Source organism: [Rhizobium] kunmingense (assembly GCF_977018605.1).
Map to the genome: position 1 here is coordinate 259,702 of NZ_CDRNXG010000001.1, position 15,178 is coordinate 274,879.

Sequence of the window (15,178 nt, forward strand, 5' to 3'; positions counted from 1 at the left end):
CCGCTCTCTTGCCCCTTGCCTTGCGACGCAGAAACAGGGAATAGAGCGCATGACGCAACACGCTCCCACCACTCGCCTCGACCAGCTGCTGGTCTCGCTCAACCTTTTCGACAGCCGCGCCCGCGCCCGCGATGCCGTTGCACGCGGCACCGTGACGGTGGACGGCAAAGTCGTGACCAAGCCGGCACAGACCGTTTCCTCGGAGGCGAAGATCGTCGTCGACGATCCGGCAAGCACCTATGTGTCACGGGCGGCCCTGAAGCTGATCGGCGCGCTCGATCATTTCAAGCTCGATCCGGACGGTCTTCTCTGCCTCGACGTCGGCGCCTCGACGGGTGGATTTACTCAGGTCCTCCTGGAGCGCGGAGCCGAGCATGTGATGGCCATCGATGTCGGCCATGACCAGATGCACGAGAAGATCCGCGACGACGAGCGCGTCACCAATATCGAGGGGCTCAATGCCCGAGAGATGACGGAGGACGATATCGACGACATGGCCGTCGAGTTCATCGTCTCCGACGTCTCGTTCATCTCGTTGAAGCTGGCCCTGCCGCCGGCGCTGGAGATGGCGCAGCCGGGTGCGACTTGCGTGCTTCTGGTCAAGCCGCAATTCGAGGCCGGTCGCGAGGCGATCGGCAAGGGCGGACTGTTGAAACAGCCGGACACGGCACCGCAGGTGGCGGCCGAGCTGGAGCGCTGGCTTGCCGAGGAGATGGGCTGGGAAAGCCTTGGCATGATCCCCTCGCCGATCGCCGGCGGCGACGGCAATGTCGAATTTCTCCTGGCAGGAAGGAAGCCGGAATGAGCACGGTCACGATCACCATCGAACGGCTGGGCGCCCAGGGCCACGGCATTGCCGAGGGCGAGGACGGTCCGGTCTACGTGCCCTACGCGCTGCCCGGCGAAACGCTGGCGATCGCCCGCAACGGCGACCACGGCACCGTCATGTCGACGTCCAACATCTCGCCGGACCGGATCGAGCCGCTCTGTCGGCATTTCGACCCGGACGGCGACAATTGCGGCGGCTGCTCGCTGCAGCATCTGGCCGCCCCCGCCTATAACGCCTTCAAGCGCAACCTGGTGGTCGATGCGCTAAAGGCGCGCGGCCTGACGCCCGAGGTCGGCGAAACCGTGACCTGCCAGCCGGGCGAGCGGCGGCGCACCGTGTTTTCGGTGCGCAAGACCGAGAAGGAGCTGCTGCTCGGCTTCAACCGCGCAGAGACGAACCACATCGTTTCAATCGTCGAATGTCCTATCGCCTCGCCCGGAATCGTGGCGAGGCTTGCGGCGATCCGCACCGTGGCGGCGGCGCTTGCGCAAGGGGCGGAGACGTTCCGGCTCACCGTGCTCGAAACGCTGCCCGGCCTCGACCTTGCCGCCGAGGGCCTGAAGAAGCTCGACGACCGTCAGCGCCGCGCAGTCACCGAGGCCGTGCTGTCGCTGAAGGGCATTGCCCGCGTCACCGTCAACGGCGAGACGGTGCTGGAGCCGGTCAGGCCGGTGATCGAATTCGACGGCGTGAAAATCTCGCCACCGCCGGGCGCCTTCACCCAGGCAACGAAGCCGGCCGAAGACGCCATGGCGGCGCTGGTCATCGGCCATCTGGGCAAGGCCAAGCGGGTGATCGACCTGTTTGCCGGGTCCGGCACGTTTTCGCTCAGGATCGCCCGCAAGGCGAAGGTGCATGCGGTCGAGGGCGAGGACAAGCCTTTGAAGGCGCTGGATGCCGCCGCCCGCAATACGCAGGGACTGAAGCCCGTCACAATCGAGAAGCGCGATCTCTTCCGCCACGCCGTGACGATGAAGGAACTGAAAGTCTACGACGCGGCCGTGTTCGATCCGCCGCGGGCGGGGGCGGAAACGCAGGTGAAGGAACTTGCGGGCTCCGGCATCAAGACGATCGCCGCCGTCAGCTGCAACCCGGCGACGCTGGCGCGCGACCTGAAAGTCCTCGTCGATGCCGGTTACCGCATCAAGTCGGTGACGCCGATCGACCAGTTTCTCTGGTCGCCGCATGTGGAAGCCGTGGCACTGCTGACGAAGTGAGCCTTACCGCGCCATGAAGGCCTCGAAGGCGGCGCGCGCTTCCGCGCTTTTAAGCCGTTCGGAAAAGTGGGCGAGTTCCTCGTCCATGCGGTCCAGCACGTCCTGACGCGGGCCGCGGACGAGGCTGCGGGCGATCTTCAGCGCTTCCGGCGGCTTCTTGGCCAGCTCGAAGGCGATGGCGAGCGTTTCCATTTCCACCGCATCGGGGGCGACGACCTCCCAGATCAGACCGGCGGCCAAGGCTGCCTCGGCGGTGAAATCCTCGCCGGCGACAAGCAGGGCGAAGGCCCGCTGGTGCCCCATGACGCGCGGCGCGAGCAGACTGGAGGCCGCTTCCGGCACCAGCGCCAGATCGACGAAGGGCGTCCTGAACAGGCTGCGGCCCGAGGCGACCGTCATGTCGCAATGCAGGTTGAGCGTCGTGCCGATGCCGATCGCCAGACCGTCGACGCCGGAAACCAACGGCTTTTCGGACAGCGCCAGTGCCTTGATGAAGGTGGCGGCGGCCGGCGGCTCGGTGGTGCCCGATGTCGCGTGGGCAAGAAAATCGCCCATGTCGTTGCCGGCGGAAAAGCAGCCCTCGGTGCCGAGAAAGGCGACGACCTTGATCATGTCGTCGGCATTGGCCTCTTCCAGCGCTTCCGTCATGCGCCGGTACATGGGCGACGTGATGGCGTTCTTCTTGTCCGGCCGGTTGAAGCGGATGATCATGACGCCCGGATAGGCCGCAAGCTGCTCGACGATAATATGTTCGGTCAAAAAGGCATTCCCCTTAATCCAGGTTGGCGCGGGCGGCCGCAAGGCTCGTCGCACCGGCAATGACGCGGTCTTTCAGTGCCGAGGTTTCGGCAAGCAGGTTTTCCGCCATGAAACGGCAGAGCGCGGCGCGCTTGTCGCCCTCGCCATTGTCGAGCGCCACGAGACCGCCCTTGGCCAGATGGACGCCGGTCAGCACGAGGCCGAACAGGCGCTGGTAGGATGTAGCTCCCGCCAACGCTTCGGCAAGGCGGCCCTGCGCCTGCGCTTCGATGAGCCAGTTGGTTGCCGTTTCGAGCGCCGCGATCGCTGCACGCAGGCGGCCAGCGGTTTCGCCGAAGACGGCGGCATCACGGGCGGATACTTGGTCGGCCACCTGTTTCAGTTCCGACAACAGGCTGCGGACCTGATCGCCGCCGGAGAGCGGCAGCTTACGGGTGACGAGATCGATCGCCTGGATGCCGTTGGTGCCCTCGTAGATCGGCGCGATGCGGGCATCGCGCAGATAGCGGGCGGCACCGGTTTCCTCGATGAAGCCCATGCCGCCATGGACCTGGATGCCGAGCGAGGCGACATCGACGCCGATATCGGTGGAGAAGGACTTTGCGATCGGGGTGAGCAGCGCGGCACGCTCGGCCCAATGGCGGGCCTCATCACCTCGGCTATGATGCGACATGTCGGTGGCGTGGGCACAGGCATAGCAGATGGCGCGTGCGCCCTGCGTCAGCGCCTTCATGGTCAGAAGCATCTGCGCGACATCGGGGTGCTCGACGATCGGGTTCATGCCGTCACCGGGGGCGCCGGGCGCCTTGCCCTGGGTGCGTTCCTTGGCGAAGGCCAGCGCCTTCTGGGTGGCGGCTTCGGCGACCGCCACGCCCTGGATGCCGACGGCCAGGCGAGCATTGTTCATCATCGTGAACATGCAGGCCAGGCCTTTGTTCTCCTCGCCGACGAGATAGCCGACCGCGCCCATTTCCTCGCCGTAGCGGCCGTCGCCGAAGATCATCGTGCAGGTGGGCGAGCCGTGGATGCCCAGCTTGTGCTCGATCGAGTGACAAAGCACGTCATTGTGCTCGCCGAGCGAACCGTCCGCTTCGACGAGGAATTTCGGCACGAGAAAGAGCGAGATGCCGCGCGTGCCGGCGGGTGCGTCGGTCAGGCGGGCGAGAACCAGATGGATGATGTTGTCGGCGGCATCATGCTCGCCCCAGGTGATGAAGATCTTCTGACCGAATATGCGGTAGGTGCCGTCGTCGCGGCGTTCGGCGCGGGTCTTCAGCACGCCGAGATCCGAACCGGCATGGGGTTCGGTCAGGTTCATCGTGCCGGTCCACTCGCCCGACACCATCTTTTCCAGAAAGACATCCTTCAGCGGCTGCGAGCCATGGGCGACCAGCGCTTCGACGGCACCCATCGTCAGCGTCGGGGCGAGCGCGAAGGCCATGGAGGCGGAATTCCACATTTCCAGCGCCGCGACGTTGAGCATATGCGGCAGGTTCTGGCCGCCATAGGCTTCCGGCGCGGTCAGGCCGTTCCAGCCGCCCTCGCGCCAGAAGCGGTAGAGATCCGGCCAGCCTTCCGGCGTCTTCACCTCACCTTCGGAAAAGGTCGCGCCCTCGCGGTCCCCGGCATCGCCGCGCGGGGCTATCTCGCCGGTGGCGAAACGGCCGGCCTCGGCAAGGATGGCCTCGACAAGGTCGGGGCTCAGGTCGCCGAAGCGGCCCTCCTCCAGGGCGGCACTCAAACCTGCGACATGGTTCAGCGTGAAGGAGATCTCCTCCACCGGGGCGCTGTACATATGATCCTCCTCATCAAAAGTGCAGCCTTGCCTTTTTCGGCAACAATTGACGTTTTACGTAAACGTCAATGCGATTGTCAATCGGCAGGTTGTTTCATCATGATCCAGACGCGTATGAGGGGAAAGTGAAATAATCGGAGCGCCACGCCCTCACGGCGCTAAAGATTCCTTCGTGAGTTCGGCGTAAGACAGGCACGGACCGCTGGAGAAAGCCGATGGACACGCCGCCGCTGATGACGCCCGCCATTCCCGGCCTCGTCTGGGCCTATCGCTTCGATGCGCCGACACGTTCCTGCGTGCGGCTGCCGCTGGAGGCGACGGTCAACGAGCTGACCGTTTCCGACGGCTTTCTGTGGCTGCACCTGAACCTTGCCGACAGCCGCGTGCCGGCGTTTCTGGAAAGCCTGCCGGGGCTGACGCAGCCCGCACTTGCGGCGCTGACGACACGCGACACCCATGCCGCGGTCATTCTCGACGAAGGGCTGGTCTATGGCACGATGATCGATTTCCAGAAGGAGTTCGACAGCGATACCCGCGATATCGGCTGGCTGCATTTCTTCGTCTCCGACAGGATCATCATCACCACGCGACTGCAGCCGCTGCGCTCGATAGACCGGCTGAAGTCAGCAGTCGAGAAGAACGCGGCACGCTATCACCGGCCGATCGACGTGTTCGAGACTTTGGTGGCGGAGTTCCAGCGGACGATGATCTCGCTCGTCATGGAGCTGACCGACGAACTGAACCTGATCGAGGATTTCGTCTACGACAACGCGCCGAAAGACGAGCGGCGCAGGCTGGCGCCGGTCCGGCGCACCATCGTGCGGCTGCATCGGCACCTGCGCACCGTTTTGACCCTGATGCGCCGCGCGATGGCGGCCGACGAGGACGACATGCCGCCCGGCTTCGACGATGCGGCGGCACGCCTGATCGGCCGGCTGGAGGCGGTGGACCACGACGTCTATGCGCTGCAGGAGCGGGCGCGGCTCCTGCACGAGGAAATCGATTCCAAGCTTTCGTCGGAAACCAACCGCCACCTCTACATCCTGTCGCTGATGACCGCCTTCCTGCTGCCGCCTTCGCTGGTGACGGGCTTTTTCGGCATGAACACCTCGTCGCTGCCGTTTGCCGAAGGCCTGCACGGCACCGCCTTCGCCTTCGGCGCGATCGTGCTGTCCGTCGCCGCCGCCTGGTGGCTGCTGCGGCGGGTGGGTATCCTTTAGCCGCAACGAAAAACCCGCGCTCCGGTGATTTCGCGGAGCGCGGGTTCGAATGTCATGCCGTGGCCTTGCCTGCCCTAATCAATAGAAGGGCGAGTAGCAGGTCTGGCGCGGGCCGTTATACGGCTGGAAGGTGTTGGAATAGCTGTCGTAGGAACGATAGCGGCCGGCACACCAGTCGTAGTGGCGCGGATTGAGGCCACCGCTGCTGCGATAGACCGGGGCCGGTGCGGGCTGCACATAGCGCGGCTGCGAGGCGATGGCACCGCCGATCAGCGCGCCGGCGCCGAAGGCTGCCAGCGGGTACCAGTAGCCGTCATTGTGGCGGCGATAGCCACGACGGGACTCGCGGTAACCGCGATGGCCGCCATACCAGCCACGACGCGGGCCGTCGCCACGCCAGCGACGCGGAGGACCGTAGTCGCGATAATACTGGACATTGGTCACGTCAGACGCCACCGGGGCGCTCGGGACTGCCGGCAAAGGCAGCGCCTGGGCGGACCCCAGCGAGCCTGCAAGCACGATGGCCGACACGGCGGCGACTGCGATCTTCTTGAACAGAGTCATCTCTTAACTCTCCATTCCCTTGTTGAGACACGAGCAGAGAACGTTGCAAACGTTCCTGTATTCCGCATTCCAGAAATCTATTTCGCAGCAGCCTTAGAAATTTCTCGCTGAACCGCAGATTAACGGGCGCTTCGGTGGCGTTCACGCCTCCGTTACGCCCGTCAATTCAATCACCTGCCGGTTGCTTACCTGTAAGGCGAAACGCAGGTGCGGCGAATGCCGGCGCTCGGAATATAGGTGTTGTCGGAAGCGCGGTAGGTGCGGTAGCGGTTGGCGCACCACTGGACGTGGCTGCCGCCCGAGGCACGCGGCTGGTTGGCGATCGCACCGCCGATGATCGCGCCGGTCGCAAAGGCTGCAAGCGGGAACCAGTAACCGTTGTGATAGCGATAGCCGCGGCGGCGCTCGCGATAGCCGCGATGGCCGTTGTGATAGCCCTGGCGATAGTAGCGGCGATCCTGGCGATAGCTGCGGCGGTCACGGTCGCGATACTGGACTTCCGTTACCTGCGCAGCATTGGCGGCAGAGGCAACCGGAACCGGCATGACCTGAACCGCCGGCATGGCGGCGGCGGGCATGAAACTCGTGGCCAGAACGGCAGCCGCCGTCAGCGCAGTGGCAAGGCGCATGCGGAATGCGGTCATCGGGGATGTTTCCTCATCTGTAGATTGGCGATCTACAATGCGAAACACCCCGATTTTGTTCCAATGGAACTTTTACCGGTCAGGCGACAGCCGAGAGCGTCGCGTCCTTGCCCTTCAGCCGGTCGATCATGAAGTTGGCGTACCATTCGACGAACTGCATGACGCCGCCCTCATGGGCTTCCGAATAGGGACCCGGCTCGTAGGCCGGCGAGCGGATGCCGAAGGCATTTTCCTCGACGATCTGGCGGTCCTGGTCGTTGGTCATGTTCCACACATGGGTGAGTTCGTCGACATTGTAATCGACGCCTTCGACCGCTTCCTTGTTGACCAGCCAGGTGGTGGTTACCGCGGTTTCTTCCGGCCCGATCGGGATGACGCGGAAGGAGATCGCATGGTCGACCAGCATGTGGTTCCAGGTGGTCGGATAGTGGAACATCAGCATCGTGCCGATGTGGGAGATCGTCACGTCTTCCGACAGCGAGCGGGCAACCGCCGGGCGGCCGTTCATCGTATAGCTCTCGGCATCCTCGACGAGCGGCATGCGGGCAACGCGGAACTGGCCATCACGCGACATGTTGAAGGTGCTCGGCAGGCCGGCGGCCTCGCAACGGCTCCAGTGTTCGGAGATGAACGGATCGTCGCCGGCGCCCTGCACGCCGGTCGCGGTCGGCGCTTCCGGGTAGGTGCGGCAGAGTTCCGGGTGATTGCCGGCGCAGTGGTAGCACTCGCGGTTGTTTTCCCAGACGAGTTTCCAGTTGCCCTTCTCGATGATCGTATTCTTGGCGGCGACCTTGGTTTCGGAAATGCGGTGCGGCGCCATGTAGGGCTCGATCGTGGCACGCACGGGCGCGAAGTCCGGGGCTTCCTGCGCCAGACAGATGAAGATGTAGCCCGCGACGACCTGGCAGTGGAGGGGTTTCAGGCCGAACTGCTTCTTGTCGAAATTGTCGCCCATATGGCGGGCCGACATCAGCGAGCCGTCATGCTGGTAGGTCCACTGGTGATAGGGACAGACAAGGCGCGTCGCCGAACCCGTATCCTTGGTGCAGACGCGGTGGCCGCGATGGCGGCAGGTGTTGTGGAAGGCGCGGATATCGCCTTCGCGGGTGCGGATGACGAGGACCGGGTAATCACCCACCTGAAGGGTGAAATACATGCCGCCCTTTTCCAGCTCGCAGTCATGGCCGACGAACAGCCAGTCGCGATACCAGATCATCTCCATGTCGAGCTTGTAGTAATCCGGATCGATATAGAACGGCTGTTCAAGGCTGAAACCTTCGCGGCGGTTCTTAAGCTGCCGCAGAACCTGACTATGAATGTCCATATGCTTCCTCGCACTCCAGGCAAGCGACGGGGCATGGACAAGCCGACGGTTACACATTCCGCCAATTCCTGTCCCGAACGCCCACCGCGATCGGTCATCACTCCGGCTCAGGCTGGTTTCCGGGCTTCGGAGCTATCCCTAAAGGACTGACATGGCACCTTCCCGAGCGGCCGTTCGGCTCTGTCCCAGTGGTTCGGGGTTTCCCCCGTGCCATGCCTTCAACTCCGCCACCGTTGCGGGGGCAGCGCCGGTAAGGTCTCAATCGACCCGCCGGCTTCCCAATTCTCCGCCTCCCCTAGCGAGGCGGCACCATGAGCTTGATCGCATTTAAACGTGACTGCCGCCTGTCGCATAGGCGACATTGCGACATCGGCGACTGTATTGGCGACGGGGCCTGTTTCGTGCCGGATCGGCAAGCTGTGCGGCGGAAAGACACTGTTAAGATGTTACTAATACGATCCGCCGCGATCGAGAACGGAAGAGTCAGGACAATGCCAGGACAGATCCGCTATTACGAGGTCAATGGACAGCGGCCGTTTACCGCGCCACAGCGCAACGCGACCGCCCATTCGGAATTCCTGCGCACCGGCAAGATTTCCCGCGCGCGGCCGATCTGGATACCGGACGAGCGCCGATATCTCAGCCATGACGAGGTGGCGGAGAAGACCGGGCGCAAGCTAGAGACCGCCGGTGAGACGACGCATATGCGGCTCAACACCTTCCATCGCTCGATCAGCCTGCCGAAGCTCATCTTTCACCGCACGCTCGATGGCAGCCCGCATCTGGGCTATTGCCATGTGACGGCGGCGCGGACGTTCTTTTCTCCCGAAGCGCTGGTGACGTGGTCCTTCTACATCGCCAACTTCTTCTCCGAGATCGGCGAGGAGGACGACTTCTTTGCCCGGATCAATCCGCGCGGTTCACGCATGTATTTCGCCGTGGCGATCGAGGGCGAGGCCGGCCAAGGGGCGAAGATCGACCGCAGTTTCCGGCAGAACGGGCTGTTGTTCCAGACCAGCGACCCGCGCGAGGCGATGCGCAACGTGCTGATGCTCGGCGCGCCGGATGCGACCGTACGCGAAATCATCAAAAGGCTTTGAAGCCGCGGCCCCGAGGCTGTATTGACGGCACATGACAGCCGCAATCATCGACATAAAAGCAGAACCTGAACGCGCGATCCGCGAAGGCACCCGCGTGCTCGGCCTTGACCTTCCCGTCGCCATTCCGACCGAGACCGTCTACGGGCTTGCTGCCGACGCGACGCGGGCGGAAGCGATCTCGACGATCTACGAGACAAAGGGCCGGCCGCGCTTCAACCCGCTGATCTGCCACGTCTGCGATATCGCCATGGCGGAGCGCTATGCGGTGTTCGATCCCCTGTCGCGCAAGCTGGCGGAGGCCTTCTGGCCCGGACCGCTGACCATCATCCTGCCCTTGAAACCCGGCAGCGCGATCCATCCGCTGGCGACGGCGGGACTGGAAACGGTCGGCCTGCGCTGCCCGGCCGGTTTCGCCAGCGACCTCATCCGCGCCTATGACCGGCCGCTTGCGGCACCGAGCGCCAATACATCCGGCAAGATCAGCCCGACCAGCGCACGCCATGTGATGGATGATCTCGGCGGGAAGCTGGAGCTGATCATCGACGGCGGCGCTTCGCCGGTGGGTGTCGAATCGACGATCATCCGCGTCGATCCCGAAACCGGCACGATACTGCTGCTGCGCCCCGGCGGGCTTGCCGCCGACGAGATCGCCAGCGTTGCGGGCCGGGCGATCAGGCGGCGCGAGGGGCCGGCGGCGATCATCGAGGCGCCGGGCATGCTCGCCTCCCATTATGCGCCGGGGGCGGCGGTGCGGCTGAATGCGACATCCGTCGAAGAGGGCGAGGCGCTGATCCGCTTTCATGATGTGCAGGTTACAGGCATCGAGAAAGCCAAGGCGGTTTTCGATCTCAGCCCATCCGGCAGCCTTGCGGAAGCGGCGGCAAACCTGTTCGAATACCTGAAGCGCGCCGATGCCACGGGTGCGGCGCATATTGCCATTACCGCCATTCCCGACGGGGGACTGGGCGAAGCGATCAACGACAGACTGGCGCGCGCGGCAGCGCCACGCGATGGGGAGACTTAGGCATGGACGTGATGACACCGGCAGCGGACCTGCTCGACCGCTTTGCGGCAATCGTCGGCGAAGCCAATGTGGTGCGCGACCAGACGGAGCTTGCGCCGCGCCTGATCGAAAACCGTGGCCTCTACAAGGGGTCGTCGCCGATGCTTCTGAAACCCGGCTCGACGGCCGAGGTTTCCGCCATCATGACGCTTGCCAGCCAGACGGGCACCGCAATCGTGCCGCAGACGGGCAATACCGGTCTGGTCGGTGGGCAGACGCCGCGCGCCGGCGGCAGCGACATTCTGCTGTCGCTGGAGCGGATGAACAGGATCCGCGATGTCGATCCGGTCGCCAATGTTCTGGTGGTCGATGGCGGCGTCATTCTGGCCGACGTGCATACGGCGGCGGAAAAGGTCGAGCGGCTGTTTCCGCTGTCGCTCGGCTCGGAAGGCTCGTGCCGGATCGGCGGCAATCTTTCCACCAATGCCGGCGGAACGGCTGTGCTCGCCTATGGCAACATGCGCCAGCTTTGCCTCGGGCTGGAAGTGGTGCTGCCGACCGGCGAGATCTGGGACGGACTGCGCCGGCTGAAGAAGGACAACACGGGATACGATCTGCGCGACCTGTTCATCGGCGCGGAGGGAACGCTCGGGATCATTACCGGCGCGGTGTTGAAACTCTTTCCCCGCCCGGTCGGCCATCAGGTGGCGCTGGCGGGGCTTGCCTCGCCCGAAGATGCGCTGAAGCTGTTCGACAAGGCCTCGACCCTGTGCGGCACGGCGCTGACCGGTTTCGAGCTGATGCCGCGCATCGGCATCGAATTCACCAGCCGCCATATCGACGGCGTGCGCGATCCGCTGGAGAGCCCGCATGCCTGGTATGCGCTGATCGACATATCGACCTCGGATTCGGCGGAGACCGCCGAAGTGATGGTCAATTCGCTGCTCGAACAGGGGTTTGAAGCCGGGCTGGTGCAGGATGCCGTGATCGCCTCGTCGGTGGCGCAGCAGAAGGCGCTGTGGCACATGCGCGAAAGCATGTCGGATGCGCAGAAACCGGAAGGCGGCTCGATCAAGCATGACGTTTCCGTGCCGGTGTCGAAAATACCGGAATTCATGGCGCTGGCGGAAAAGGGCGTGATGGCCGCCATGCCCGGCGCCCGCATCTGCGCCTTCGGGCATCTGGGCGATGGCAACATCCATTACAACATTTCCCAGCCGGTGAGTGCTGACAAGCAGGCGTTTCTCGATCGCTGGCGCGAGATCAACGAGATCGTCCATGCGGTTGTGCTTGAACTCGGCGGCTCGATTTCGGCCGAGCACGGGATCGGCCAGCTGAAGCGCGACGAGCTGTCCCATATCCGCTCGCCGATCGAGATGGAGCTTATGCACCGGATCAAGACGGCTTTCGACCCGGCCGGGATCATGAACCCCGGCAAGGTCTTGGCCGGGTCTTCGGGACGCGCCGAATGAGCCATATCCGCAAGGCGACGATTCGCATCGATTTCGATATCGGCGTCCGGCTGGGACCGGGCAAGGCGCAGCTGTTGGAGCTGATCGTCGAGCATGGCTCGATCCGCGCCGCAGGTGCCTCGATCGGCATGTCCTACCGTCGCGCCTGGCTTCTCGCCGACGAGATCAACCGGATGTTCAAGGTGCCGTCGATCGCCACCCGCCATGGCGGCAAAAGCGGCGGTGGCGCGGGGCTGACGGAATTCGGCGAGGAACTTCTCACCCGCTACCGGCGCATGGAAGCGGCGATGAAGGAGGCGGCGGGCGCCGATTTGGAATGGCTGTCAGCCAACATCGATCCGGCCTTCACCCCGCCCTCCAAAGACTGACGGTTTACCGGCCGCCGAGCTGGGCCAGCGCCCAGAGCGTATCGGCGCTGATGCCGGCCGAGCCGTTGCTGCCGTTGAGGATGGATACGGCCGGTGAGTTCAGGGCGGAGTTGTTTTCCAGATCATAGAGCGCGGTGAAGCGCTCGATCAGCCGGTTGAGCTTGGCGGGGTCTGACAGGTCTTCGAGATTGAGGTTCTTCTCGACGACCTTGGCCTGCGCATCGACATCCATGTTGCTGAATTCGGTGGGCAGGCTGTAGGTGACGCGGAAGAACTCGGCCAGCGCATCGTCGCCGAGGATGACATAAGGGTCGGTCATCGTGTCGGCCATGCGCTGGAAATAGAGCGCCAGACGCACGCCTGCATTGTCGTTGCCCTGCTCGGTTTCCAGGAGCTGGCGCAGATACATCGACTGGGTGGCGACGATCTCGCCGCCATTCTGGACCGCGCCGCCCTTGGCCCGGTCGATCTCGCCCTCGGCATCGAAATTGAACGAGCCGACGATCTGGGCGAAGCGCTTGTCATCCTGCTGGTTGACGAAGCTTTCGGGGTCGTCGATGTCGGAGCTGAAGATCTGCTCGAGGAAGTCGTTGGTGATCGTTTCGGGGTCGAAGCCTTCGGCAATCAGGATGACGTCCAGCAGCCGGCGATCGGCAAGCAGCTGGGTGCGATTGTCGAGCCGCTGCATGGCATCGGTATAATACTGGCTGTCCTCTTCGGCGGCCGTGCGGGCGGCCTCAAGCTCGTCGCCTTCGAGATGCCTCGTCTGGCGCAGGATATAGTCCTTGGCGACATTGGTGATCGTGGAGCTGGACTGGGCGAGGACGGGATTGGTCACGTCGCCATCGCTGTTGAAATTGAAGAGCTTGGCGAGCGACAGGAACCGTTCGTCGTTCAGCGTGTAAACATAGCTGGACGGATCGGAGAGGTCGCTTCGCAGGACCTGGCTGATGACGAACTTCGAGACGGACGCGGGATCGATGCCAACGGCGTCGAGCGCGAACTCGTAGGTGATCTGGGCGTCCGAGCTTAGAAAATCATCCAGACTTTCCACCGCGGCCATATCCGACCGGTAGAAGGTGATCGCCCTGTCCAGTTCCTCTTCCTGGGTGTCGTTCCAGCGCGACATGTAGTCGTTGCGGGTGGCGGTGGTCTGCGCCGTCGTCTGCGCCGCCCCGGCCGTCGTCGTGCCGTCGGTGCCAAAGTTGAAGGCGTTCGCGAGCACCAGATATTGAGGGTTCTGCTCCGAGAAACGGTTGGCGTAGCTGTTGGGGTCGGAGAGATCGCTGGTGAGGATCTGATCCAGCGTCGAGCGGACCACGGTGGGTTCGTCGAGATCGAAGGCAGTGCGCAGATACTGGTAGATGCGCTGGTCGGCCAGAAGGTCGTCGACCGTGGTGATGGTGGCGATTTTGCTTTCGAAATATTCCTGATTGAAGATCGCCTCGGCGCGGGTGACGCGTTCCTGGCCTTCGAAATAGTCGGCGACGATATCCTGTCGCTTGCTTTCGCTGAGCGCCCCGCCCGCCGGAACGCTGCCATCGGCGTTGAACTGAAAATCCTGCGCCAGCCTTTCCAGCTGCTGGTAATAGGCGATGCCGCTGCCCTGGCTTCTCATGATGGCCGACAGCTCGGTTCTTCTGGCGCTGGTCTGGTCGATGGGCACGAGCCGTGCGTCCAGTTCGTCGAAACGCGCCTGCGTCTGCGAAAGAGACGCCTGGTCGCGGGCGATCAGCGTGTCGGTTTCGTCCAGCTGTGCCTGCAGGGCATCGATCTCGGCCTGCAGCGCCTGCTGGTCGCCGCCGCTGTTCATTTCACTGCGCTTCGCCTCGATCTGCGCCTCGAAATCGGCCTTGCGCTGCTGGCCGAGGCTGATCGATTGCTCGTATGTGGGGATGGCGGCGCGCGCCGAAATGCGCTCCGCAAGCTCGTTATCCTCGGTTCTGGCGGTGTTGTAGGTCGCGAGCCTCGGGGCAAAGGCGGTGTTGAAATAGCTGTTCGGATCACTCAGGTCGCTGGTCAGCGCGCCCTTGATCGCGGCATAGTTATAATAGGTTCCATCGATGCCATAAGCGGTGAAGACATATTCGCGCAGCTGGTCGTTGCGCAGGAATTCGTCGACGCTGTCGATATTGCCCTGCCCGAACATGACGTTGAAATAGCGCGTGTCTTCCTGCGTCTTGTCCTCGAGCGCGGTGATCTGCTGATTGTAGAAATCGACGACGTCGTCGATCTGCGCCTCGGACTGGGCGACGGCGGTTTCCGGGTTGACGCCGCCGAAATTGAAGGCGGCGGCAAAAGTGGTATAGCGCTCATCGGTCAGGCGGTTGGCGAAACTGTTTTCATCCGACAGGTCGCTTTCCAGCACCTGTTTCATGAAGGCCCTGGCATAGGTCATTTCGCCGAGGCCGTGGGCCGTCATGGCGAAACTGTAGAGTCGGTAGTCGTCGAGGAACTCGTCGACCGTCGTCACCTTGCCGATGTTTTCCTGGTAATAGGCCTGATCGTTGGAAACCTGTGTCTGGCTGGAGATCCGCCTGAGGCTCGCGGTCATATCGCGGTTGACGAGATCATAGCTGAGATAGGTCGATACCATGCGGAGGGCCTCACTGGTCAGTCTGCGCTGCTTTCGCAATGATGCAGCATGAGCCTTGCCCGGAGCTTTTTCCAAGCTTTCCACAGCCTTTGACTAACGATTTGACGCCCTGTCCCGCGGCGGGACGAGAGTGGCCCGTTCACCCTTCGGAAACCGCGATAATTGCGGCTTTCGGTAACCATCAGGGGAAGCAAACTTTCCTTAACCGCGATCTTTAAGCAGTTCTGGCAAGGCCGCCGCCTAATGTGTGCCCATCAGAGGACAAAAGTCCCGCAAGAGATACCGAC

13 protein-coding genes and 1 riboswitch are annotated in these 15,178 nt (G+C 63.4%); of the genes, 7 read left to right on the plus strand and 6 right to left on the minus strand.

Annotation, left to right across the window (positions count from 1 at the left end; all coding sequences use genetic code 11):
- Positions 1 to 49 precede the first annotated feature (49 nt).
- Both AC0JZ4_RS01440 and AC0JZ4_RS01445 read left to right on the plus strand, forming a co-directional pair.
- Positions 50 to 805, plus strand: a complete 756-nt coding sequence (locus AC0JZ4_RS01440) for a TlyA family RNA methyltransferase (protein ID WP_471884688.1) — start codon at positions 50 to 52, stop codon at positions 803 to 805.
- Positions 802 to 2,046 (plus strand): class I SAM-dependent RNA methyltransferase, encoded by a 1,245-nt coding sequence (locus AC0JZ4_RS01445; protein WP_471884689.1) that lies wholly within the window; start codon positions 802 to 804, stop codon positions 2,044 to 2,046. Before AC0JZ4_RS01440 ends, AC0JZ4_RS01445 begins: the two co-directional genes overlap by 4 nt.
- Positions 2,047 to 2,049: 3 nt before the next feature.
- Here AC0JZ4_RS01445 and AC0JZ4_RS01450 read toward each other — a convergent pair whose 3' ends face one another.
- Together AC0JZ4_RS01450 and AC0JZ4_RS01455 are read right to left on the minus strand one after the other, a co-directional pair.
- Positions 2,050 to 2,805 (minus strand): crotonase/enoyl-CoA hydratase family protein, encoded by a 756-nt coding sequence (locus tag AC0JZ4_RS01450; protein WP_471884690.1) that lies wholly within the window; start codon positions 2,803 to 2,805, stop codon positions 2,050 to 2,052.
- Positions 2,806 to 2,818: 13 nt separating this feature from the next.
- Entirely contained in the window at positions 2,819 to 4,600 is a 1,782-nt protein-coding gene (locus AC0JZ4_RS01455) for an acyl-CoA dehydrogenase (protein WP_471884691.1), read from the minus strand.
- Positions 4,601 to 4,815: 215 nt separating this feature from the next.
- On the opposite strand from AC0JZ4_RS01455, the gene AC0JZ4_RS01460 reads away from it, so the two are divergent.
- Positions 4,816 to 5,820: a transporter gene (locus tag AC0JZ4_RS01460; protein ID WP_471884692.1), complete on the plus strand. Its 1,005-nt coding sequence runs from the start codon at positions 4,816 to 4,818 to the stop codon at positions 5,818 to 5,820.
- A 78-nt stretch (positions 5,821 to 5,898) separates the two neighbouring features.
- Here the strand turns inward: AC0JZ4_RS01460 and AC0JZ4_RS01465 are convergent, their stop codons facing one another.
- The 3 genes from AC0JZ4_RS01465 to AC0JZ4_RS01475 form a co-directional block, all read right to left on the minus strand.
- Entirely contained in the window at positions 5,899 to 6,384 is a 486-nt protein-coding gene (locus AC0JZ4_RS01465; RefSeq protein ID WP_471884693.1) for a BA14K family protein, read from the minus strand.
- Positions 6,385 to 6,569: 185 nt separating this feature from the next.
- Positions 6,570 to 7,028, minus strand: coding sequence for a BA14K family protein (locus AC0JZ4_RS01470; protein ID WP_471884694.1), 459 nt, complete (start codon positions 7,026 to 7,028; stop codon positions 6,570 to 6,572).
- 79 nt (positions 7,029 to 7,107) lie between these two features.
- On the minus strand, positions 7,108 to 8,352 hold the full coding sequence (locus AC0JZ4_RS01475) for an aromatic ring-hydroxylating oxygenase subunit alpha (protein WP_471884695.1): 1,245 nt from the start codon (positions 8,350 to 8,352) through the stop codon (positions 7,108 to 7,110).
- Positions 8,353 to 8,445: 93 nt separating this feature from the next.
- Positions 8,446 to 8,682, minus strand: a riboswitch (cobalamin riboswitch).
- Positions 8,683 to 8,843: 161 nt separating this feature from the next.
- On the opposite strand from AC0JZ4_RS01475, the gene AC0JZ4_RS01480 reads away from it, so the two are divergent.
- The 4 genes from AC0JZ4_RS01480 to AC0JZ4_RS01495 are packed head-to-tail and all read left to right on the plus strand — an operon-like array spanning position 8,844 to position 12,295.
- A complete protein-coding gene (locus AC0JZ4_RS01480; protein ID WP_471884696.1) occupies positions 8,844 to 9,452 on the plus strand; it encodes a DUF6656 family protein in 609 nt (202 codons plus the stop codon).
- 31 nt (positions 9,453 to 9,483) lie between these two features.
- Positions 9,484 to 10,476 (plus strand): L-threonylcarbamoyladenylate synthase, encoded by a 993-nt coding sequence (locus AC0JZ4_RS01485; RefSeq protein ID WP_471884697.1) that lies wholly within the window; start codon positions 9,484 to 9,486, stop codon positions 10,474 to 10,476.
- Positions 10,477 to 10,478: 2 nt separating this feature from the next.
- On the plus strand, positions 10,479 to 11,927 hold the full coding sequence (locus AC0JZ4_RS01490) for an FAD-binding oxidoreductase (RefSeq protein WP_471884698.1): 1,449 nt from the start codon (positions 10,479 to 10,481) through the stop codon (positions 11,925 to 11,927).
- Positions 11,924 to 12,295, plus strand: coding sequence for a winged helix-turn-helix domain-containing protein (locus AC0JZ4_RS01495; RefSeq protein WP_471884699.1), 372 nt, complete (start codon positions 11,924 to 11,926; stop codon positions 12,293 to 12,295). The genes AC0JZ4_RS01490 and AC0JZ4_RS01495 overlap by 4 nt, the downstream gene beginning before the upstream one ends.
- Before the next feature lie 4 nt (positions 12,296 to 12,299).
- Here AC0JZ4_RS01495 and AC0JZ4_RS01500 read toward each other — a convergent pair whose 3' ends face one another.
- Positions 12,300 to 14,891, minus strand: a complete 2,592-nt coding sequence (locus tag AC0JZ4_RS01500) for a DUF1217 domain-containing protein (RefSeq protein WP_471884700.1) — start codon at positions 14,889 to 14,891, stop codon at positions 12,300 to 12,302.
- Positions 14,892 to 15,178 lie beyond the last annotated feature (287 nt).